Raw genomic sequence first — 16913 nt, 5'->3', positions numbered from 1 at the left:
GACCGTGTCCGGCGGCCGGGGACGGGGTGCGTCAGGTCAGCTGGGGCGGGAGCGGGGCCGTGTGCGTCACGATCAGACCGGAGACGGCCCGGGTGAGGGCGACGTAGAGGCGGCGCAGTCCGGTGCGCTCGTCGGGTTCGCCGTCGACCACCGCCTGAGGCTCGTCCAGTACCACGTAGTCGTACTCCAGGCCCTTCGCCAGAGACGCGGGGACCAGGGTGAGGCGGGTCTCGGCCGTCGTCTCCTCGCCGGGGGCGAGGTGTCCGATGCCCGCCGCCGCCAGGGCTTGCGCGAGCTCCGGCACCCGCGCGTCCGCCGCGATCAGGCCCGTCGAACCCTCGTTGCGCAGCAACTCCTCGCAGGCTGCCACCACTTCGCTGGTGTCCTTGATCTGCCGGAGCGCGAAGAAGCCGGGGTTCTCACGGACCGACGCCACCGGGGTCAGGCCGGGGGCGATGTGCGGGAGGAGCCGGGAGGCGTAGGTGATGACGTCCGTCGGGACGCGGAAACCCGCCGTCAGTTCCTCGATCACGCCGTCCGACTTGCCGAGGTGGGACAGGGCCTCGTCCCAGCTCCGGGTCGCCCAGGGCGTGGTGCCCTGCGCCAGGTCGCCGAGGACGGTTGCCGAGCCGGTGGTGCAGCGGCGGCCGACCGCGCGGTACTGCATGGGGGACAGGTCCTGCGCCTCGTCCAGGACCACATGGCCGAGGGAGTGCGTCCGCTGGACGAGGTCCGTCGTCTCGTCGATCAGCACGGCGTCCGCGGCCGACCACCTGGCCGACTTGACGCTGCGCGCCGGCTTCGCCCAGACGATCGTCTTCTGCTCCTCGTCGGTGAGGATCCCCGCCGCGTGCACGGCGAGGAAGTCCGCGTCGCTGAGCAGGCGCAGCACGAGCTTCGCCGGGTCCACCGGCGGCCAGACCTGTTTGACGGTCGCCTTCACCGCCGCGTTGCGGGCCACCGAGTCCTGCACACGGTCGTCGGGCGCTTCTCCCGAACGTTCCATCTGGACCAGCACCGCGTGGGCGATGCGCTGCGGCAGGGCCTCGCGCGCGGCGCCGTACCGGATGCCGCGGTCCAGCAGCTCCCTGACGATGTCCTCCAGCTCGTAGGCCGGGACGCGCCAGCGCCGGGAGCCGCGGACCACCACGACCGGCTCGCTCGGCATCGTCACGTGCGCCTGGACGGCCCTGCGCAGCACCTCCGCCATCCGCGCGTCGCCCTTGATGACCGCGGCGGGGGCGGTGTCGGTGCCGCGCACCTCGATGTCCTTCGCCACCAGGTCGTCCACCGTCGCCTGCTGCACCGTCAGCTCGCCCAGCGCCGGGAGCACCTGCTCGATGTAGTGGAGGAAGGAGCGGTTCGGGCCGATGACCAGGGTGCCGGTGCGGGCGAGGCGCTCCCGGTGCGCGTAGAGCAGATACGCGACCCGGTGCAGACCCACGGCGGTCTTCCCGGTTCCCGGCCCGCCCTGCACGCACACGGTTCCGCCGAGCCCGCTGCGCACGATCTCGTCCTGCTCGGGCTGGATGGTCGCGACGATGTCCCGCATCGGGCCGACGCGCGGACGCTCGATCTCCTGCTGGAGCAGCTTGCTGGTCCGGGCCGCCTCGGCGGGGTCGGACAGGTGCTCGTCCTCGTACGCCGTGATGTCGCCGCGGGTGTAGCCGAAGCGGCGGCGCAGCGCCACGTCCATCGGGTCCTTCTTGGACGCGCGGTAGAACGGCTGCGAGACCGGCGCCCGCCAGTCGATGACCATCGGGTCGCCGTCGTGGTCGTGGACGTGCCGGCGCCCGATGTAGAAGCGCTCGCCGAACGCGCCCTCGGCCTGGTCGGCGCCGGGGGCGTGCAGGTAGTCGAGGCGGCCGAAGAAGAGAGGCGTGTCGCTGAGGTCGGCCAGCGCCTTGATGCGTTCGTCGATCTGGCGGGCGAGCACCTCGGCGTTGACCCAGTTCGCGGTGACGTCGCTGATGTCCAGCGACTCGACGTCCTCGCGCATGGCGCGCAGGGCGGCCCGGGACCCGGCGAGGTGGGCGCGCTCACGGGAGAGGGGGTCGGTGGCGGGTTGTGCGTGCGGGGCCGTGAGGGGGTCGTGGGCGGGCGTGGACAAGGGGGTGCCTCCGAAGCCTGCGGGTGGGTGGCGCCCAGGGGTGAGTGGCGCACAGGTGGCGATCAGCCGACCGGTTTCCGTCCGGGCGGCGGCACTCCGGGAGGGAGGCGGGCAAGAGCGGAGATTCTAATGAGGCGGGAGCGGGGAGGCCAATGGATTTACTCCGGGCGTGCCGACGGGCGGGGCCGGGCGGGGCCGGATCCCCCATGAGGTGTGGTCCTCCCGGGCCGGATCCCCTAGGGGGCGTGTCCCTCGTGGGGTGGGGCGGAGGTGGGGGGCGGGGTCCATCGGCGGGTGGACCGGGGGAGCCCGGAGATTGGACCCGTGGACCGATGCCGTACCCGGGTCCGAAGTTCCACCATGGAGACATGAGCGCAGCAACCATCCATCCAGCCCCCAGCCGTCCGCCGGGCGCCACCGCCCTGGACGGAGTCCCGCACTCCCAGCACCGTCTGGGCGACGCCCTGCGGGCCGTCAAGGTGTTCGTCGGCGCGGCGTTCAGCGTCGTCATACTCGGCGAATACGGCGAGGAAGCAGGAATACACCGCAGGTGACGTCATAGTGTCACCTCCGTGCCGAACCGGACGGTGACGTCATCCCCCCTGCCCTCCCGCGCCCTCCCCGTTTCCTTCCCCGTTGCCCTCTCCTTCTCCCTCCTGGCGGTCTCCCTCTCCTCCTTCGTCGCCCTCTGCGTCCTGCTGCACGCCCCGATGGCCGATCTGCTGGTCTACCGGGCCGAGGGCCAGGCCGTGGTCCACGGCAGTGACCTGTACGGCTTCACGGTCACCGAGTGGCGGCTGCCGGCGACGTACCCGCCCTTCGCGGCGGTCCTGTTCGTCCCGACGGCCTGGCTTCCCGTACCGGCCCTGAAGGCGGCGTTCCTCGCGGGCAACGCACTCCTGCTCGCCTGTCTCGTCGCCCGTTCCGCCCGTCTGGCCGGACGCCCGGCACCCCTGTCCGTGCTGTGCACGGCCACCGCCGTCGCGCTCTGGCTGGAGCCGGTCTTCCAGACCCTGCTCTTCGGCCAGATCAACCTGGCGATCGCCTGCCTGGTCCTGTGGGACCTCACCCGCCCACCCGGTGCCCGCGCCAGGGGCCTGGCCCTGGGCATCGCGGCGGGCGTCAAACTCACCCCGGCCATCTTCATCGCCTATCTGTTCCTCACCGCACGCAGAAAGGAGGCGGGCGTCGCGACGGCGTCCTTCGCCGGTACGGCGCTACTCGGCGCCCTGTTCCTGCCCGGGGCGACCGTGGACTTCTGGACGCGGCGCGTGTTCGAGACCGGCCGGGTCGGCAAGGCCTGGATCGTCGACAACCAGTCGCTCCAGGGCCTGATCGCGAGGGTGACGGGCACGGAGGCACCGGGCCTGTCCTGGGCGCTCCCGACGGCCGTGCTCGCGGCGGCGGGCCTGTGGCTGGCCGCCCGCACCCACCGTGACCCCGTGAGCCCCGTGAGCCCCGTGAGCCCCGTGACTCACGGCGACCGCTGGGGCATCCTGATCACCGCGTTCACGGCACTGCTGATCAGCCCGATCAGCTGGTCCCATCACTGGGTGTGGTGCGTCCCGCTGCTGGCGGTGCTCCGGGCGGAGCGCCGCAGGCTCCTCGCGGCGGGCGCGGCCCTCGTCTTCACCGCCCGCACGATGTGGCTGCTGCCGCACGAGGGCGACCGGGACCTGCACCTTCCGTGGTGGCAGCAGCCGTTCGCGGGGCCGTACCCGCTGCTGGGACTTGCGCTGCTGGCGGGCGCGGCCGTGGCCGTACGACGGCGCGGCCCCGCCGGGCGGGAGACTCAGCCCTCGGTGCCGCCCACGCCCTCCGTGCCCTCCACGAGGAGCTCGTCGGCGTCCATGATGCGGTAGGCGTAGCCCTGCTCCGCCAGGAACCGCTGCCGGTGGGCGGCGAAGTCCTGGTCGATCGTGTCGCGGGCGACGACGGAGTAGAAGTGGGCCTGGTGCCCGTCGGCCTTGGGGCGCAGCACCCGGCCGAGGCGCTGGGCCTCCTCCTGACGGGAGCCGAAGGTGCCGGACACCTGGATGGCGACCGTCGCCTCGGGCAGGTCGATGGAGAAGTTGGCGACCTTCGACACCACCAGCACGCTGATCTCGCCCTCGCGGAAGGCGTCGAAGAGCTTCTCGCGCTGGGCGTTGGAGGTCTCTCCCTTGATGACGGGCGCGTTCAGGTGCTCGCCCAGCTCGTCGAGCTGGTCGATGTACTGGCCGATGACCAGGATCTGCTGCCCCGCGAAACGCTTCACGATCGCCTCCGTGACCTTCCGCTTGGTCGCGGTGGTCGCACAGAAGCGGTACTTCTCCTCGGTCTCGGCGGTGGCGTACGCGAGCCGCTCCGAGTCGGTGAGGTTCACCCGCACCTCGACACAGTCGGCGGGCGCGATGTAGCCCTGCGCCTCGATCTCCTTCCACGGGGCGTCGAAACGCTTGGGCCCGATGAGGGAGAACACGTCCGATTCCCGGCCGTCCTCGCGCACGAGGGTGGCCGTCAGCCCCAGCCGCCGGCGCGCCTGCAGGTCGGCGGTGAACTTGAAGACAGGAGCCGGCAGCAGATGGACCTCGTCGTAGACGATCAGACCCCAGTCACGGGAGTCGAAGAGTTCGAGGTGCGGGTAGACGCCCTTCCGCCGGGTGGTGAGCACCTGGTAGGTGGCGATCGTGACGGGCCGGATCTCCTTCCGCGTCCCGCTGTACTCCCCGATCTCGTCCTCGGTGAGACTGGTCCGCTTCACCAGCTCGTGCTTCCACTGGCGCGCGGAGACGGTGTTGGTGACCAGGATCAGGGTCGTCGACTTGGCCTGTGCCATGGAGCCGGCGCCGACCAGCGTCTTGCCCGCCCCGCAGGGGAGGACGACCACGCCGCTGCCGCCGTGCCAGAAGTTCTCGACGGCCTGCTTCTGGTACGGCCGCAGCGCCCAGCCGTCCTCGGCGAGCTCGATCGGGTGGGCCTCGCCGTCCACGTAGCCGGCCAGGTCCTCGGCGGGCCAGCCCAGCTTCAGCAGCGTCTGCTTGATCTGCCCGCGCTCGGAGGGGTGCACGGCCACGGTGTCGGGGTCGATCCGGGCGCCGACCAGCGGGACGATCCGCTTGGAGCGCAGGATCTCCTCCAGGACCGGCCGGTCGGTGGTGGTGAGCACCAGCCCGTGCGCCGGGTGCTTGGAGAGCGTCAGCCGGCCGTAGCGGTCCATCGTCTCGGCGATGTCGACCAGCAGCGCGTGCGGCACCGGGTAGCGGCTGTACTCCACGAGCGCGTCCACGACCTGCTCGGCGTCGTGCCCGGCCGCCCGCGCGTTCCACAGGCCCAGCGGGGTCACCCGGTAGGTGTGGATGTGCTCCGGAGCCCGCTCCAGCTCGGCGAAGGGCGCGATCGCCCGACGGCATTCGTCGGCCCGCTCATGGTCGACTTCCAGGAGCAGCGTCTTGTCGGACTGGACGATCAACGGACCATTCACGCGCGGCACCCTTTCCCTTTCGGCTCATGCGGCCATCGCCATGGCGGCCATTGTCATGGGCCAAAGTTCCAGTGTGCCTCATGGGCGGACGATCACCTCCGCCGCTCGGCAGATCGTGCCGTCCGGGGGCGCGGGACCCTCCGATGCAACCTCGGGCCCGTCTCGGGGGTCATGTCCCGTGGGGGGCCGTGGAAGGCCGTGGAAGGCCGTGGAAGACGTGGTTCGGTGAGGAGGGGTGGGGTGACGTCCGTACGTATCTGGGGGCCGGGCGCCGGGGCGGTGGCGGTGCTGGTGGTGACGGCGGTGTGGGCGCACCGGTCGGCCGGGGTGGACGCCGGTCTGTGGGCCGAGGTACGCCCGGCGGTCGAGGCCCGGCTGGTGGCGCGGGCCGGGGGCACCGGGGCGGGGGAGGGCGAGGCCGGCCTCGGATCGCGGTGGTTCTGCCGGGCAGAGGTCCTGGACCTGTCGGAGAGCGGGGGTCAGGTGCGGGCCGGGATCAACACCCTGTGCCTGGAGTACGGCGAGCGCGCGGGCACCCTCGTGGAGTGCGGCGGCGCGCAGATACCGCAGGTGGTGCGGCTGGAGCGGGACCCGGCGCACCGTGGCTACCGCGTGGTCTCCGAGGAGGAGCCGGCCGACGACGACGCGGAGTGGACGGCCGCCCACTTCAGCCGGCACGCCGCGTCCCGCCTCGACGAGGAGATGGAGTCCGCCGGGCTGCGGGCCCTGGCCCGTACCCACTTCGCCCTGCCGGCGGACGCGCCCGTGCGGTACTGCTAGGGCCGCTCCCGCGGGGCTACTCCTCCGCGAGTTCCGCCACCCCGGTCACCCGGTGCAGGGGGTAGGTGCGCACCTCGTCGGCCGTGTGGTCGTACGCCGTGACGAAGCCGCCCTCCACGCGGATCGGGGCGATGACGCGCTGGCTGGCGGTGCCCTCGGCGTTGACGTAGCCGATCCACAGGGTGCCGCCGGTGAGGACGGCGGCCTGCATGGTGGCGAGGGTCTCGGCGGCGGTGGTGCGCGGGAGTTCGCCGCCCTGGACGGCGGCGCCGGCCGCCTTGCGCGGGGTGGTGGCGGCCAGGTCGCCGGCGCGGATCGCGCGGATCGCGGCGGTCAGGAGGGTGCTGTCCGGCGGGGGCGGGCCGTCCGGAACCGGCTCGGGGGCCGAGCGCGGCGGGGTGCGGTGGGCGTGGGCGCGGGCGATCAGGACGTCGCCCTCGGCCGACTCGGCGGCGGGCGCGTAGCCCATCGCGCGCAGGCCCTCCAGCAGGGCGGCCGGGTCTGCCTGGGTGGCGAGCACGGTAGGGGCCAGCCGGCGCAGGCGCAGGGCGGCGGCCCGCTTGTCGGCCATGATCTCGTTCAGGACGGTGTCGTCGTCGCAGCGCACGTACGCCGAGGCCGCCCCGACCCGCAGATGGCCGTGCCTGCGGGCCACGTCGTCGATCAGGTAGGCGAGCGGCTGCGGGACCGGGGTGCGGGAGTGGGTGGTGAGGAAGGCGTGCAGGTCGGTGGCGGTGCGGCCGGCGTCCAGGGCGCGGCGGACCGAGGCGGGCGTGAAGCGGTAGACGGTGGCACCGCCCTTGGACTCGACGTCGGCGAGTATGCCCAGCGCGTCGGCGAGCGGGCGTTGCAGCGGGCCGGGGGCGACCGCCGTCAGGTCGGCCTGGAGCAGGACGTGGTCGAGGGGCTCGGGCAGCAGCGGGGCGAGGAGACGGCCCGCGGCCGCGGCGGCGACGGCCTGCTCGGGCGGGGAGAGGGGTTCGAGGACGGCGGCGGGACGGTGGTGGTGCACGGGAAGCTTGTCGCCGGGCCCGGCGGGCTCCTGCGGTTCGGGTTCCTTCCCCGCCTCCACCGCCGGCGCGCCCAGCAGCGCCCTGCCCTGCGCCGACAGCGCCCCGCGTCCCGTCACGCCCAGCAGCTCGGCCTCCGACAGGGTCCAGCGGGCCAGCCGGCCGCGCAGGTCCTCGCCCTGCTGCTGCGGGCCGCGCAGCGGGCGTTCCCAGCGCAGCCGGGCCAGTACCGAGGCCGTGACCGGGGCGGCGCCCTCCGGGAGCCCGGCCAGCAGGGTCAGCACCCGGTGACGTACCTCGGGCGCGGCCGACCGGTCGAGACCGGGGCCGAGCGCCGACAGCGAACGGTCCTTGGCGTCCCGGCCGCCGACCAGGCCGGAGGTGCGGGTCGCGGTGAGCCAGGCCTGGGCGAGCTGGGCCCAGCGTTCGGCCGGGGGGAGGTCCCGCCACTCGTCGTAGCCGGGGGTGGCCGCGTAGCGTTCGTCGGCTTCGCCGTCGGGGGCCAGCAGCCCGGCCGCGTACGCCAGCTCGACCCAGAAGGCGGCGACCGGCTCCGGCAGGTCCAGGGCGACGGCGGTGCGTTTCAGGTCCCGGACGCTCAGGCCGCCGGCCCGCAGCACCGCGGGGCCGCCCTCGTCCCAGTCCTTCAGCAGCTCCTCGACGGTGGCGAGCGCGGTGTAGGCCTGTCCGGCCGCCGTCGTGTCCACAACCTGTGGACGGTGTGTCACGGCCGTCTCGACCACGGGCGGCACCGGCTCCGGCTCGCGGTGCGCCCGGCCCTCACGCAGGTGCAGGGCGACCTCGCGGGGGAGGACGACCGTGCCCGGCGCGGTCGGCAGCAGCAGGCCGCGGTCCAGGAGCCAGCGCAGATGGGCGGCCGGTTCCGGGGTGACCTGCCCGTAGGGCGGCCCCCAGACCAGCCGGGAGAGGACCTCGAGGGACTCGGCGGGCGCGCCGGCGAGCAGCTTCGCCATCTTCTTGCGGTGGCCGAACAGCTTGCCCAGCGCATCCGCCGCGGACACCGAGTCGTGTGTCGAGGGCAGCCCTGCGGTGGCGACGATCTCCTGGATCCGGCCCGGCGACATGCCCGAGGTGGCCTCCCGCACGGTCGGGCCCAGCCCGGTCGGCGAGGGGTACTGAGGGGACGGGGCGAGCACCTCGCGCGCGGTCCGCACCAGCCGCAGCCGGTCGTCGTCGCCCCACACCAGCGCCTGGTCGCGGAGCGTGCCGAGGGCGCGCGGCAGGGCGGCGGTGACCAGCGGGTCCGCGGCGTCGCCGGCCATCAGGCCCAGCAGTTCCGGGTAGGACGCCGGGTCGCCGGCCACCGCCACCGCCTCCGCGGTCTGCAGGGCGAAGCGGTCCAGGCGTTCCAGGGCCCGCAGCACCGAGGCGCGGGTGCCGGCCCGGGTGGCCAGCTGGGTGAGGTCGGTGGGGACGGGGGTGATGAGGTCGGGGCGGGCGCGCAGCAGGACGGCCAGGGAGGCGTCGTCCCTGGCGCGAAGCGCCTCCGCGAGGGAGCGCGGCGGGGTGGCCGGGTTGCTCATCCGACCCACGGTAGCGGGTGCGGGGCGGCGACCGGGATCACCCTGCGGTTCCGGCTCCGCCCACCGTACGCGCGTCGCCCCGGGCGGCGGCCGGCGCTCCGGGAGGCCGGGTACGGCAACCGCCCCCGCCGGGAGACACGTTGCCCGCCGGTGTGCGGGCCGACATAAGCCGTGACCTGCGCTACCGTCGTTGCGACGGGTCATCCAACGCAGCGGCCCCGGAGGGGACTTCGTGGGTATCGAGAGCGATCAGGTCGTCTACGAGTATCTGAGCCGGGTCGGGGACATCGCGCACCGGCGCCAGTTGTCGTCCGCCGAGCGGATGCGGCTGGTGTCGGGTCTGCGCAACGAGATCGACCGGCACCGGGCCAAGGCGACCGTCGACAGTCCCGCCGCCGTGCGGCGCATCCTGGACCGGCTGGGCTCGCCCGACGAGGTCGTCGAGGCGGCGGGGGGGACGACGGAGGCCGCGCCGCCACCGCCGACGGGCCCGGTTCCCGCCCAGCGGGAGGCCGGAGCGCCCGCCGGGAGGGGGGACCTGCGGCGCGTCGTACCGCGTCCGCGGCCCGCCGAGGCGGAGGACGGTCCCGCCGCGCCGCGCGAGTGGTGGCGGGTGGACAGCAGCCCGTTCGGGGACGGCGACAGCGTGCCGGGGTTCGTGGGCGGCGTGGAGATCCCGGAGCTGCTGAGGAAGCCGCGGCCGCGCGGGGACGAGCCGGCGGAGGAGACCCCCAAGGGGCCGGAGAAGGCCGCCGGGCCGGTTCCGGCGGCCGAGGAGGTCGTGCCGCCCGTCCGTCGTCGTCTCCGGGTCGTCCCGCGGCCCGGGGCCGGCTGGAGCAACCCCCTGCTGCTGCTCGCCGCCGCCGCGCTGGTCGTGGGCGCGGTCCTCGGCAACTGGTTCGCGCTGCTCCTCGGCTGGCTCATCGCCTACGGCTCCCGACGGCTCACCCCGGCGGAGACGAAGCTGGCCGTGATGTGGGTACCGGGGCTGTCCGTCACGGCGGGTCTGGTCTGGCTGTGGGGACGGAGCGCGGGCCGGTGGGGCGCCCCGATCGCCGAGGGACACATGAGCGACGCGGTGGGCGAGACGTGGCCGTGGGTGGTCCGGGGGGCGGCGGTGGCGTCGGCGCTGTACCTGGTGTGGCGGTCGCAGCGGACGCGGTGAGGCGGGCGCGGGTTCGCGGGGTGCGGCCGTCGGGCGGCTGCGGGCCGGTGGGGGCCGTTCGCGCAGTTCCCCGCGCCCCTCGAGCCAGGACAGGTGGTCCCACGTCCGGGGGCGCGGGGAACTGCGCGGCAAGCCCCCACCGGGCCGCGGCGAGTCGACGACCGCACCCGGTGCCCCGGCACAATGGCGCATATGACTTCTCGCGCCCTCACCGTCGGCTTCGATCTCGACATGACCCTCATCGACTCCCGGCCCGGGATCCACGCCTGCTACACGGCGCTGGCCGAGCGGACGGGGACCTACATCGACGCCGATCTGGCGGTCACCCGGCTGGGGCCGCCGCTCGCCGACGAATTGGTCAACTGGTTCCCGGCCGAGCGGGTCGCGGAGATGAGCGAGCTGTACCGGGCGATGTATCCGGAGATCGCCATATCCGCGACCCCCGCCATGCCCGGCGCGCGCGAGGCGATCGAGGCGGTGCGCGGCACGGGGGGCAAGGCGGTCGTGGTCACCGCTAAGTACGAGCCCAACGCGAAGCTGCATCTCAGCCATCTCGGCATGGTCCCCGACGCGGTGGTCGGTGACCTCTGGGCCGAGCAGAAGGCCGCCGCGCTGCGCGAGCACGGTGCGGGCGTGTACGTCGGCGACCACGTCGGCGACGTGCGCGGGGCACGCGGCGCCGGAGCGCTGTCCGTCGCCGTGGCCACCGGGCCGTGTGACGCGGACGAGCTGCTCGCGGCGGGCGCCGACGTGGTCCTCGGGGACCTCACCGAACTCCCGGCCTGGCTGTCGGCCTACCGCGCGGACGCCTCCCGCGCCTGACGGCGCCCCGCCGCGATGGACTGGAGCACTCCGGCGCCCGCGACCAGGAAGCCGACGCCCATGAGCATGCTCAACAGGTACATGTAGGTCGGAAATGGCTTCGCGCCGAGGAACAGCGGTATCACGGTGACGAGAGTGGCCACCGTACCGATGAAGAAGAGCACGGCACCGGCACGGATCAGTCGGTCACCGGGCCCGGCGGAATTCGCTTGGGTTTTGTCACGCACTCGACCAGGGTAGTTCCCTGCCCGAAGGAACAACCGGGCGACGTCTTGTCACGCGCCCGAAGACCATTAGCCTTGGTACCGGCGGGTCATGGTCGACCCGCCCGAGTGCTATCAGGGCCCGTTCCAGAGCTGTTGCATTCAGAAGTTTACCGAGCAGTTTCCGACGAGATACGAGGACGAGGACAGACGTGCCTACCGGCAAGGTCAAGTGGTTCAACAGCGAGAAGGGCTTCGGCTTTCTCTCCCGCGACGACGGCGGTGACGTCTTCGTCCATTCCTCGGTTCTCCCCGACGGGGTCGACGTACTCAAGCCCGGGCAGCGCGTGGAGTTCGGCGTCGTCGCCGGTCAACGCGGTGACCAGGCACTGTCGGTGGTCCTGCTCGACCCCACCCCGTCGGTCGCCGCCGCCCAGCGCAAGAAGCCGGACGAACTGGCCTCGATCGTGCAGGACCTGACGACCCTGCTCGAAAACATCACGCCGATGCTGGAGCGCGGCCGATACCCGGACAAGGCCGCCGGCGCGAAGATCGCCGGACTGCTGCGCGCGGTCGCGGACCAGCTTGACGTGTAAGCGCGTGAGAGACAGGCAAGTCGCGTAAGCGTGCACGTCCCGTAAGTGCTTTTACGGGAAATCGAGTGCGTGCGGACCGAGGGGCGGGACGAGTCCCTCGGCCGCCGCCCGGGTGAGCAGTCCGCGTACCGCCGCGTAGCCGTCCTCGCCGAGTTCCGAGGTGAACTCGTTGACGTAGAGCCCGATGTGCTGGTCGGCGACGGCCGGGTCCATCTCCTGGGCGTGCGCCATGACGTAGGGCCGGGAGGCCTCGGGGTTCTCCCAGGCCGCGTGGACGGACGTACGGATCGCCTCGGCGAGGCGCGTGAGCCTCTGCGCGCCCAGGGACCGCTTGGCGATGATCGCGCCGAGCGGGATCGGCAGACCCGTGGTGGTCTCCCAGTGCTCGCCCATGTCGGCGAGCTTGTGCAGCCCGTAGTTCTGGTAGGTGAAGCGTGCCTCGTGGATCACCAGCCCCGCGTCGACCTTGCCGTCCCGCACGGCCGGCATGATCTCGTGGAAGGGCATGACGACGATCTCGCCGACCCCGCCGGGGAGCGTGTCCGCCGCCCAGAGGCGGAACAGCAGGTACGCCGTCGACCGCTCGCTCGGCACGGCGACCGTACGGCCCGTGAGGTCCGTCCCCGCCTCCTGGGTCAGCACCAGCGGCCCGCAGCCCCGGCCCAGCGCGCCCCCGCAGGGGAGCAGCGCGTACTCGTCGAGGACGTACGGCAGGACGGCGTAGGACACCTTCAGCGCGTCGGACTCGCCGCGCTCGGCCATGCCGTTGGTGATGTCGATGTCCGCGAAGGTCACGTCGAGGGCGGGCGCCCCCGGGACCCTGCGGTGGGCGAGGGCGTCGAAGACGAAGGTGTCGTTCGGGCAGGGCGAGTACGCGATGCGCAGATAGTCAGCGGTGGTCATGAGGGTTCCAACTCTCCAGGGCGGGCGCGAGCTTCCCGAAGGCACCGGTCAGGGCGGCCAGGGCGTCCGCGATGCGCCAGGCGGCGCGGTCGCGGGGGCCGACGGGGTTGGAGACCGCGCGTATCTCCAGGACGGGCACGCCGTGCGCGGCGGCCGCCTCGGCCACGCCGAAGCCCTCCATGGCCTCGGCGAGGGCGTGCGGGTGCCGGGCGCACAGGTCGGCGGCGCGGCGGGCCGAGCCGGTCACGGTGGACACGGTGAGTACCGCTCCGGGGCGCGCTCCGGTCGCCTCGGCGATGGCTCGTACGAGTGAATCCGGCGGACGGTGGCTGACAGTCCCGAATCCCAGTTCGGTGACCGGCACGAACCCCTCGGCGGTCTCGGCGCCCAGGTCCGCCGCGATGATCTCGTCGGCGACGACCAGCGAGCCCACCGGCGCGGCCGGCCGGAAACCGCCGGCGATCCCGGCGGAGACGACCAGGGCGTAGGGCCGGCCGTCGAGGGCGGCGGCGGTGAGGGCGGTCGCGGTGAGGGCGGCGGCCCTGGCCGGGCCCACTCCGGCGGCGAGCAGGTCGTACCCTTCGGCGGTGCGCAGCAGCGTCGCGGCCGGCAGCCGTACCTCGGTCGTCCCGTCCGTGAACGCCCCAGCCACCGCGTCCCGTTCGGCCGGGACCGCGGTGGTCACGAGGACGCGTACGGCGGACGTGGTCAGGCGTCCTTCTTGAGCTTGAAGGACCACAGACCCAGGACCGACTTGTCGCCCTCCTTGATGGAGACGAGGGTCGAGTTGCCGGAGGCGCCGTACTGGGCGTTGAAGAACACGCTGCCCGGGATCGTGCGGTAGGTCTTCTTGCTGGAGTCGGTGAGCGGCTGACCGTTCATCAGGATCGTCCAGCCGTTGTCCGCGATCTTCGGGTCGACGCCGAAGCGGACCGTGTCGTCCGGGTCCACCTTGATGGACTTGATCCCGGTGTCCTTGAGGCAGTTCGCGAGGGAGGCCGTGTTCAGGGCCTTGCCGTCGTTGTAACAGGTGGCCTCGGCGCTGACCGAGGACGTACCGACGGTGATCGTCGCGATCGGCGTCGGCTTGTCACAGGCAGACAGGACGAGCAGTCCGGCGGAAACGGCGCCGGCGGCGGCGACGACGCGGCGGCGTCGCGAGCGGGATTGCAGCGTGGTCATGGCCGAAGGCTATCGGGACCTCCCGGCCCGCTCCCCACGTGGGGTACGGCGTGCCCGGTTCGTTACGCCAGGTGCGTTCCTCAGGCCACCCTCGGCCGGGTACGGGGGCCGTGCCGGGCGGAGCTGAGCAGGCCACGCAGGGTGGCCAGCCAGCCGGCAGCAACGATGAGGGCGGCCACCACCAGGCCCAGGGTGCCGTTCAGCGGCATCACGATGCCCACCGCGCCGCCGAACACCCAGGCCATCTGGAGCAGCGTCTCCGACCGGGCGAACGCCGAGGTGCGCACCTGCTCCGGCACGTCCCGCTGGATCAGCGCGTCCAGGCAGAGCTTGGCCAGCGCCTGGGCGAATCCGGCCACCGCGGCCAGTACGGCCACCAGGAAGGCGCCGAAGAACAGGGCGGCGACGATCGCCGTACCCAGCGCCACGGCGACCACCGTCACGATGATGATCTCGGGCGTCCGCGAGCGCAGCCAGGCCCCCACCGCGGTACCGAGCGCGTTGCCGGCACCCGCCGCGACGCCCACTATCCCGAGGGAGACCGCCGCGCTCTCGCCGGTCAGCGGGTGCTCGCGGAGCAGGAACGCCAGGAAGAAGATCAGGAAGCCGGAGAGACAGCGCAGCGCGGCGTTCGCGCCGAGCGCGTGGGTGACGGCGGGCCCCACCGTCCGCAGCCCCGGCCGCTTCGTTTCCTTGCGGTCCGTCCGGTCCGTCCGGTCCTTCCGGAGCGGGCCGTGCAGGTGCTCCTCGTCGGCGGCGAGCAGTGCCACGTCCTCGCCCTTGGCCGAGTCGACCTTGGAAGGGAGGGTGAAGGAGAGGAACGTCCCGGCCACGAAGATCACGAAGGCGCCGTAGAGCGGCCAGGGGTCGCCGATGGCGTGCAGCCCGGCCCCGATGGGGGCGGCCACGCCGGTGGCGAGCAACCCGGCGAGGGTGACGCGTGAGTTGGCCTTCACGAGGGAGAACCCGGGCGGCAGCAGCCGGGGCACGACGGCGCTGCGCACCACGCCGTACGCCTTCGACGCGACCAGCACCCCGAGCGCGGCCGGATACAGCTCCAGGCTGCCGCCGGCCACCGCCCCCGAGATGATCAGTGCGAGCAGCGCCCGGGCGAGCATCGCGCCGGCCATGGCGGCGCGCCGGCCGTGCGGGAGGCGGTCGAGGAGGGGACCGATGACCGGGGCGAGGACGGTGAAGGGCGCCATGGTGATGGCGAGGTAGAGCGCGACCCGCCCCCGGGCCTCGTCGGTCGGCACGGAGAAGAACACGGTGGAGGCCAGCGCGACGGTGATCATGACGTCGCCCGCGCCGTTGACCGCGTGCAGTTCGATCAGCTTGCCGAGACCGGACTCGCCGGCGCCGTGCGCGTGCGTGGCCTTGCGGATGCCCCGTGCGGTACCGGTCACCGGGAGGTGCAGGGCACGCCCGACGGAGCGGACGGCACCGCGCATCCGGCCCGCACCGCTACCGACCCCGACGGTGTGTTGGGGGGATTTCGCGGTTGCCACGTGGTTCATAGTGCCCTGAGACGACAGTTCCTAGTGCACTTTGTGACCGAGCGAGTCGGAGCCGGAGAGGGGCCGCGGCGCACCGCGGGGGCGCGGGGTCATGGCGATTGCCGGCTCCCGCCGCCGCGCAGCCCCCGCGCCGGACTGTCGCCCATGACCGGCGACGGGGTAGCGTGCGTATCTCAGCCATAAAGCACAATGGATGGCAGAGGTGCGCCCGAGCGCGATCGGACGCGGACGTCGATGCGGCCCACAGGTCCGCTCCGTCCGCCCCACCGCCGGAGGCAGCCGCACTCGTGAGACGGCGTAGGAGAGAAGCGATACCTGTGAGCGCAGCGACAACGCGAAGCCGCACCCCCGACCGTCTGTGCGCCGAGGCCGTCGACCTCGCCCGGACCGCCGCCGAGGAGGCCGCTGCACCCGGAGTGGTGGGCGAGCACGCCGGAGTGGTGGCGGAGGGTGACCGCGTCGTCACGCACTACTTCGAGTGCAAGGAACTCGGGTACCGCGGCTGGCGCTGGGCGGTGACGGTGGCCCGCGCCTCCCGCGCCAAACTCGTCACGCTGGACGAGGTCGTCCTGCTGCCCGGCTCCGACGCCCTCCTCGCCCCCGAGTGGGTGCCCTGGAGCGAGCGGCTGCGCCCCGGCGACATGGGTCCCGGCGACCTGCTCCCCACCGAGGCCGAGGACCTCCGCCTGGAGCCCGGCTACACCGGCGAGGACGGACCGGAACCGAACTCCCCGGTCTCGGAGGAGATGGAGGAACTGGCCGAGGCCGAGGACGCCGACGTCACCGCGGGCACCCCCGCGAACCTCCCCACGGTCCCCTCCCGGGGCACGATCGCCGCGGTCGCCGAGGAACTGGGCATGCGCCGCGCCCGCGTCCTGTCCCGCTACGGCCTGCACATCGCCGCCGACCGCTGGGAGGAGGCGTTCGGAGCCACCACCCCCATGGCCCAGGCGGCCCCCGCCACCTGCGTCAGCTGCGGCTTCCTCACCCCTGTGGGCGGCTCCCTGGGCCAGGCCTTCGGTGTCTGCGCCAACGAGTTCTCCCCGGCCGACGGCCGGGTCGTCTCCTTCGCCTACGGCTGCGGCGGCCACTCGGAGGCCGCGGTCATGCCGAAGCCCCCGGTGGTGGCCCCCCCGGTGATCGACGAGACCCGCGTCGATCCCTTCCCGCTCCGCCCCGCGGCCGACTCCGGCTCGGTACCGGCGGCGGAGGACGAGACATCGGCGGAGCTGGGCCACTCCTGACCCGCCACTCCCCGGAGCGGCGATCACCGGCCGGCTTCTCGGGCGGGCCGCCGGCACCACCGCGCCGGCCGCCCCTGCGGGTGGCGGACCCGGCCGCCTGGCCGTCGCGCGTCCGTCGCCAGGCCGGAGCCGCATCCTCGCCGTGACACGGTGCGGCGGGGCACGACACCCGGCACCGGCCGGCGGAGTTCCGGGCGTGCGCCCTCGCCACCGCCCGGGCCGCCCCCCGCGGATCCGGGGCGCCGGGCCCGGCACGCGTGGCGGCCCGCGCCCGTTGGCAGGCCGTTGGGACATCCGCGCCGCGGTGCGTTGCGCGTCCGGGCGGCTGCCGTTCGGTTCCTGGGCGGGTCGCCGTCGTCGCCGTCTCGGCGGGG

Annotated in this window: 15 protein-coding genes; 7 read left to right on the top strand and 8 right to left on the bottom strand. The window is 73.4% G+C overall.

Translation table 11 applies throughout. The features are described from left to right. Positions 1 to 31: 31 nt before the first annotated feature. On the bottom strand, positions 32 to 2110 hold the full coding sequence (locus ACFXI4_RS01425; protein WP_384987129.1) for a HelD family protein: 2079 nt from the start codon (positions 2108 to 2110) through the stop codon (positions 32 to 34). Positions 2111 to 2478: 368 nt separating this feature from the next. Here ACFXI4_RS01425 and ACFXI4_RS01420 point away from each other — a divergent pair, with 368 nt between their 5' ends. Together ACFXI4_RS01420 and ACFXI4_RS01415 are read left to right on the top strand one after the other, a co-directional pair. Further along, complete coding sequence (locus tag ACFXI4_RS01420) at positions 2479 to 2664, top strand: hypothetical protein (RefSeq protein WP_362720845.1); 186 nt, start codon at positions 2479 to 2481, stop codon at positions 2662 to 2664. 156 nt (positions 2665 to 2820) lie between these two features. Beyond that, entirely contained in the window at positions 2821 to 3972 is a 1152-nt protein-coding gene (locus ACFXI4_RS01415; RefSeq protein WP_384987418.1) for a glycosyltransferase 87 family protein, read from the top strand. On the opposite strand, the gene ACFXI4_RS01410 is transcribed toward ACFXI4_RS01415, so the two are convergent. Continuing rightward, the gene (locus tag ACFXI4_RS01410) at positions 3903 to 5573 is read right to left on the bottom strand and encodes a DNA repair helicase XPB (protein WP_362720842.1); all 1671 of its coding nucleotides are present in this window, start codon (positions 5571 to 5573) and stop codon (positions 3903 to 3905) included. The genes ACFXI4_RS01415 and ACFXI4_RS01410 overlap by 70 nt on opposite strands. A gap of 240 nt (positions 5574 to 5813) precedes the next feature. Between ACFXI4_RS01410 and ACFXI4_RS01405 the strand changes: the two genes are divergently transcribed. After that, on the top strand, positions 5814 to 6353 hold the full coding sequence (locus ACFXI4_RS01405; RefSeq protein ID WP_384987126.1) for a hypothetical protein: 540 nt from the start codon (positions 5814 to 5816) through the stop codon (positions 6351 to 6353). Between the two features lie 16 nt (positions 6354 to 6369). Here ACFXI4_RS01405 and ACFXI4_RS01400 read toward each other — a convergent pair whose 3' ends face one another. After that, on the bottom strand, positions 6370 to 8907 hold the full coding sequence (locus ACFXI4_RS01400; RefSeq protein ID WP_384987124.1) for a helicase-associated domain-containing protein: 2538 nt from the start codon (positions 8905 to 8907) through the stop codon (positions 6370 to 6372). A gap of 232 nt (positions 8908 to 9139) precedes the next feature. On the opposite strand from ACFXI4_RS01400, the gene ACFXI4_RS01395 reads away from it, so the two are divergent. Together ACFXI4_RS01395 and ACFXI4_RS01390 are read left to right on the top strand one after the other, a co-directional pair. Further along, positions 9140 to 10072, top strand: coding sequence for a hypothetical protein (locus ACFXI4_RS01395; RefSeq protein ID WP_384987122.1), 933 nt, complete (start codon positions 9140 to 9142; stop codon positions 10070 to 10072). Between the two features lie 183 nt (positions 10073 to 10255). Next, a complete protein-coding gene (locus ACFXI4_RS01390) occupies positions 10256 to 10894 on the top strand; it encodes an HAD family hydrolase (protein ID WP_384987120.1) in 639 nt (212 codons plus the stop codon). Here the strand turns inward: ACFXI4_RS01390 and ACFXI4_RS01385 are convergent. Beyond that, on the bottom strand, positions 10867 to 11121 hold the full coding sequence (locus ACFXI4_RS01385; protein WP_362730943.1) for a hypothetical protein: 255 nt from the start codon (positions 11119 to 11121) through the stop codon (positions 10867 to 10869). The two genes, ACFXI4_RS01390 and ACFXI4_RS01385, sit on opposite strands and share 28 nt — an antisense overlap. 188 nt (positions 11122 to 11309) lie before the next feature. Here ACFXI4_RS01385 and ACFXI4_RS01380 point away from each other — a divergent pair, with 188 nt between their 5' ends. Then, positions 11310 to 11693 carry a cold-shock protein gene (locus ACFXI4_RS01380; protein WP_351711400.1) on the top strand — a complete coding sequence of 128 codons (384 nt, stop codon included), beginning with the start codon at positions 11310 to 11312 and terminating at the stop codon, positions 11691 to 11693. 51 nt (positions 11694 to 11744) lie between these two features. Here ACFXI4_RS01380 and ACFXI4_RS01375 read toward each other — a convergent pair whose 3' ends face one another. The 4 genes from ACFXI4_RS01375 to ACFXI4_RS01360 form a co-directional block, all read right to left on the bottom strand. Further along, on the bottom strand, positions 11745 to 12596 hold the full coding sequence (locus ACFXI4_RS01375) for a 1,4-dihydroxy-6-naphthoate synthase (protein ID WP_384987118.1): 852 nt from the start codon (positions 12594 to 12596) through the stop codon (positions 11745 to 11747). Further along, entirely contained in the window at positions 12583 to 13335 is a 753-nt protein-coding gene (locus ACFXI4_RS01370; protein WP_384987116.1) for a futalosine hydrolase, read from the bottom strand. The genes ACFXI4_RS01375 and ACFXI4_RS01370 overlap by 14 nt, the downstream gene beginning before the upstream one ends. Then, positions 13305 to 13778 (bottom strand): DUF2771 domain-containing protein, encoded by a 474-nt coding sequence (locus tag ACFXI4_RS01365; protein WP_384987114.1) that lies wholly within the window; start codon positions 13776 to 13778, stop codon positions 13305 to 13307. Before ACFXI4_RS01365 ends, ACFXI4_RS01370 begins: the two co-directional genes overlap by 31 nt. Positions 13779 to 13858: 80 nt before the next feature. Continuing rightward, positions 13859 to 15229, bottom strand: a complete 1371-nt coding sequence (locus ACFXI4_RS01360; protein WP_384987416.1) for an MFS transporter — start codon at positions 15227 to 15229, stop codon at positions 13859 to 13861. A gap of 383 nt (positions 15230 to 15612) precedes the next feature. Here ACFXI4_RS01360 and ACFXI4_RS01355 point away from each other — a divergent pair, with 383 nt between their 5' ends. Beyond that, complete coding sequence (locus ACFXI4_RS01355; protein ID WP_384987112.1) at positions 15613 to 16539, top strand: DUF3027 domain-containing protein; 927 nt, start codon at positions 15613 to 15615, stop codon at positions 16537 to 16539. The last annotated feature ends 374 nt before the right edge of the window (positions 16540 to 16913 follow it).

Source organism: Streptomyces sp. NPDC059224, assembly GCF_042754285.1.
Lineage (GTDB): Bacteria > Actinomycetota > Actinomycetes > Streptomycetales > Streptomycetaceae > Streptomyces.
Note: the sequence above shows the minus strand (reverse complement) of the source record. Positions and strands in the feature narration are given on the sequence as shown.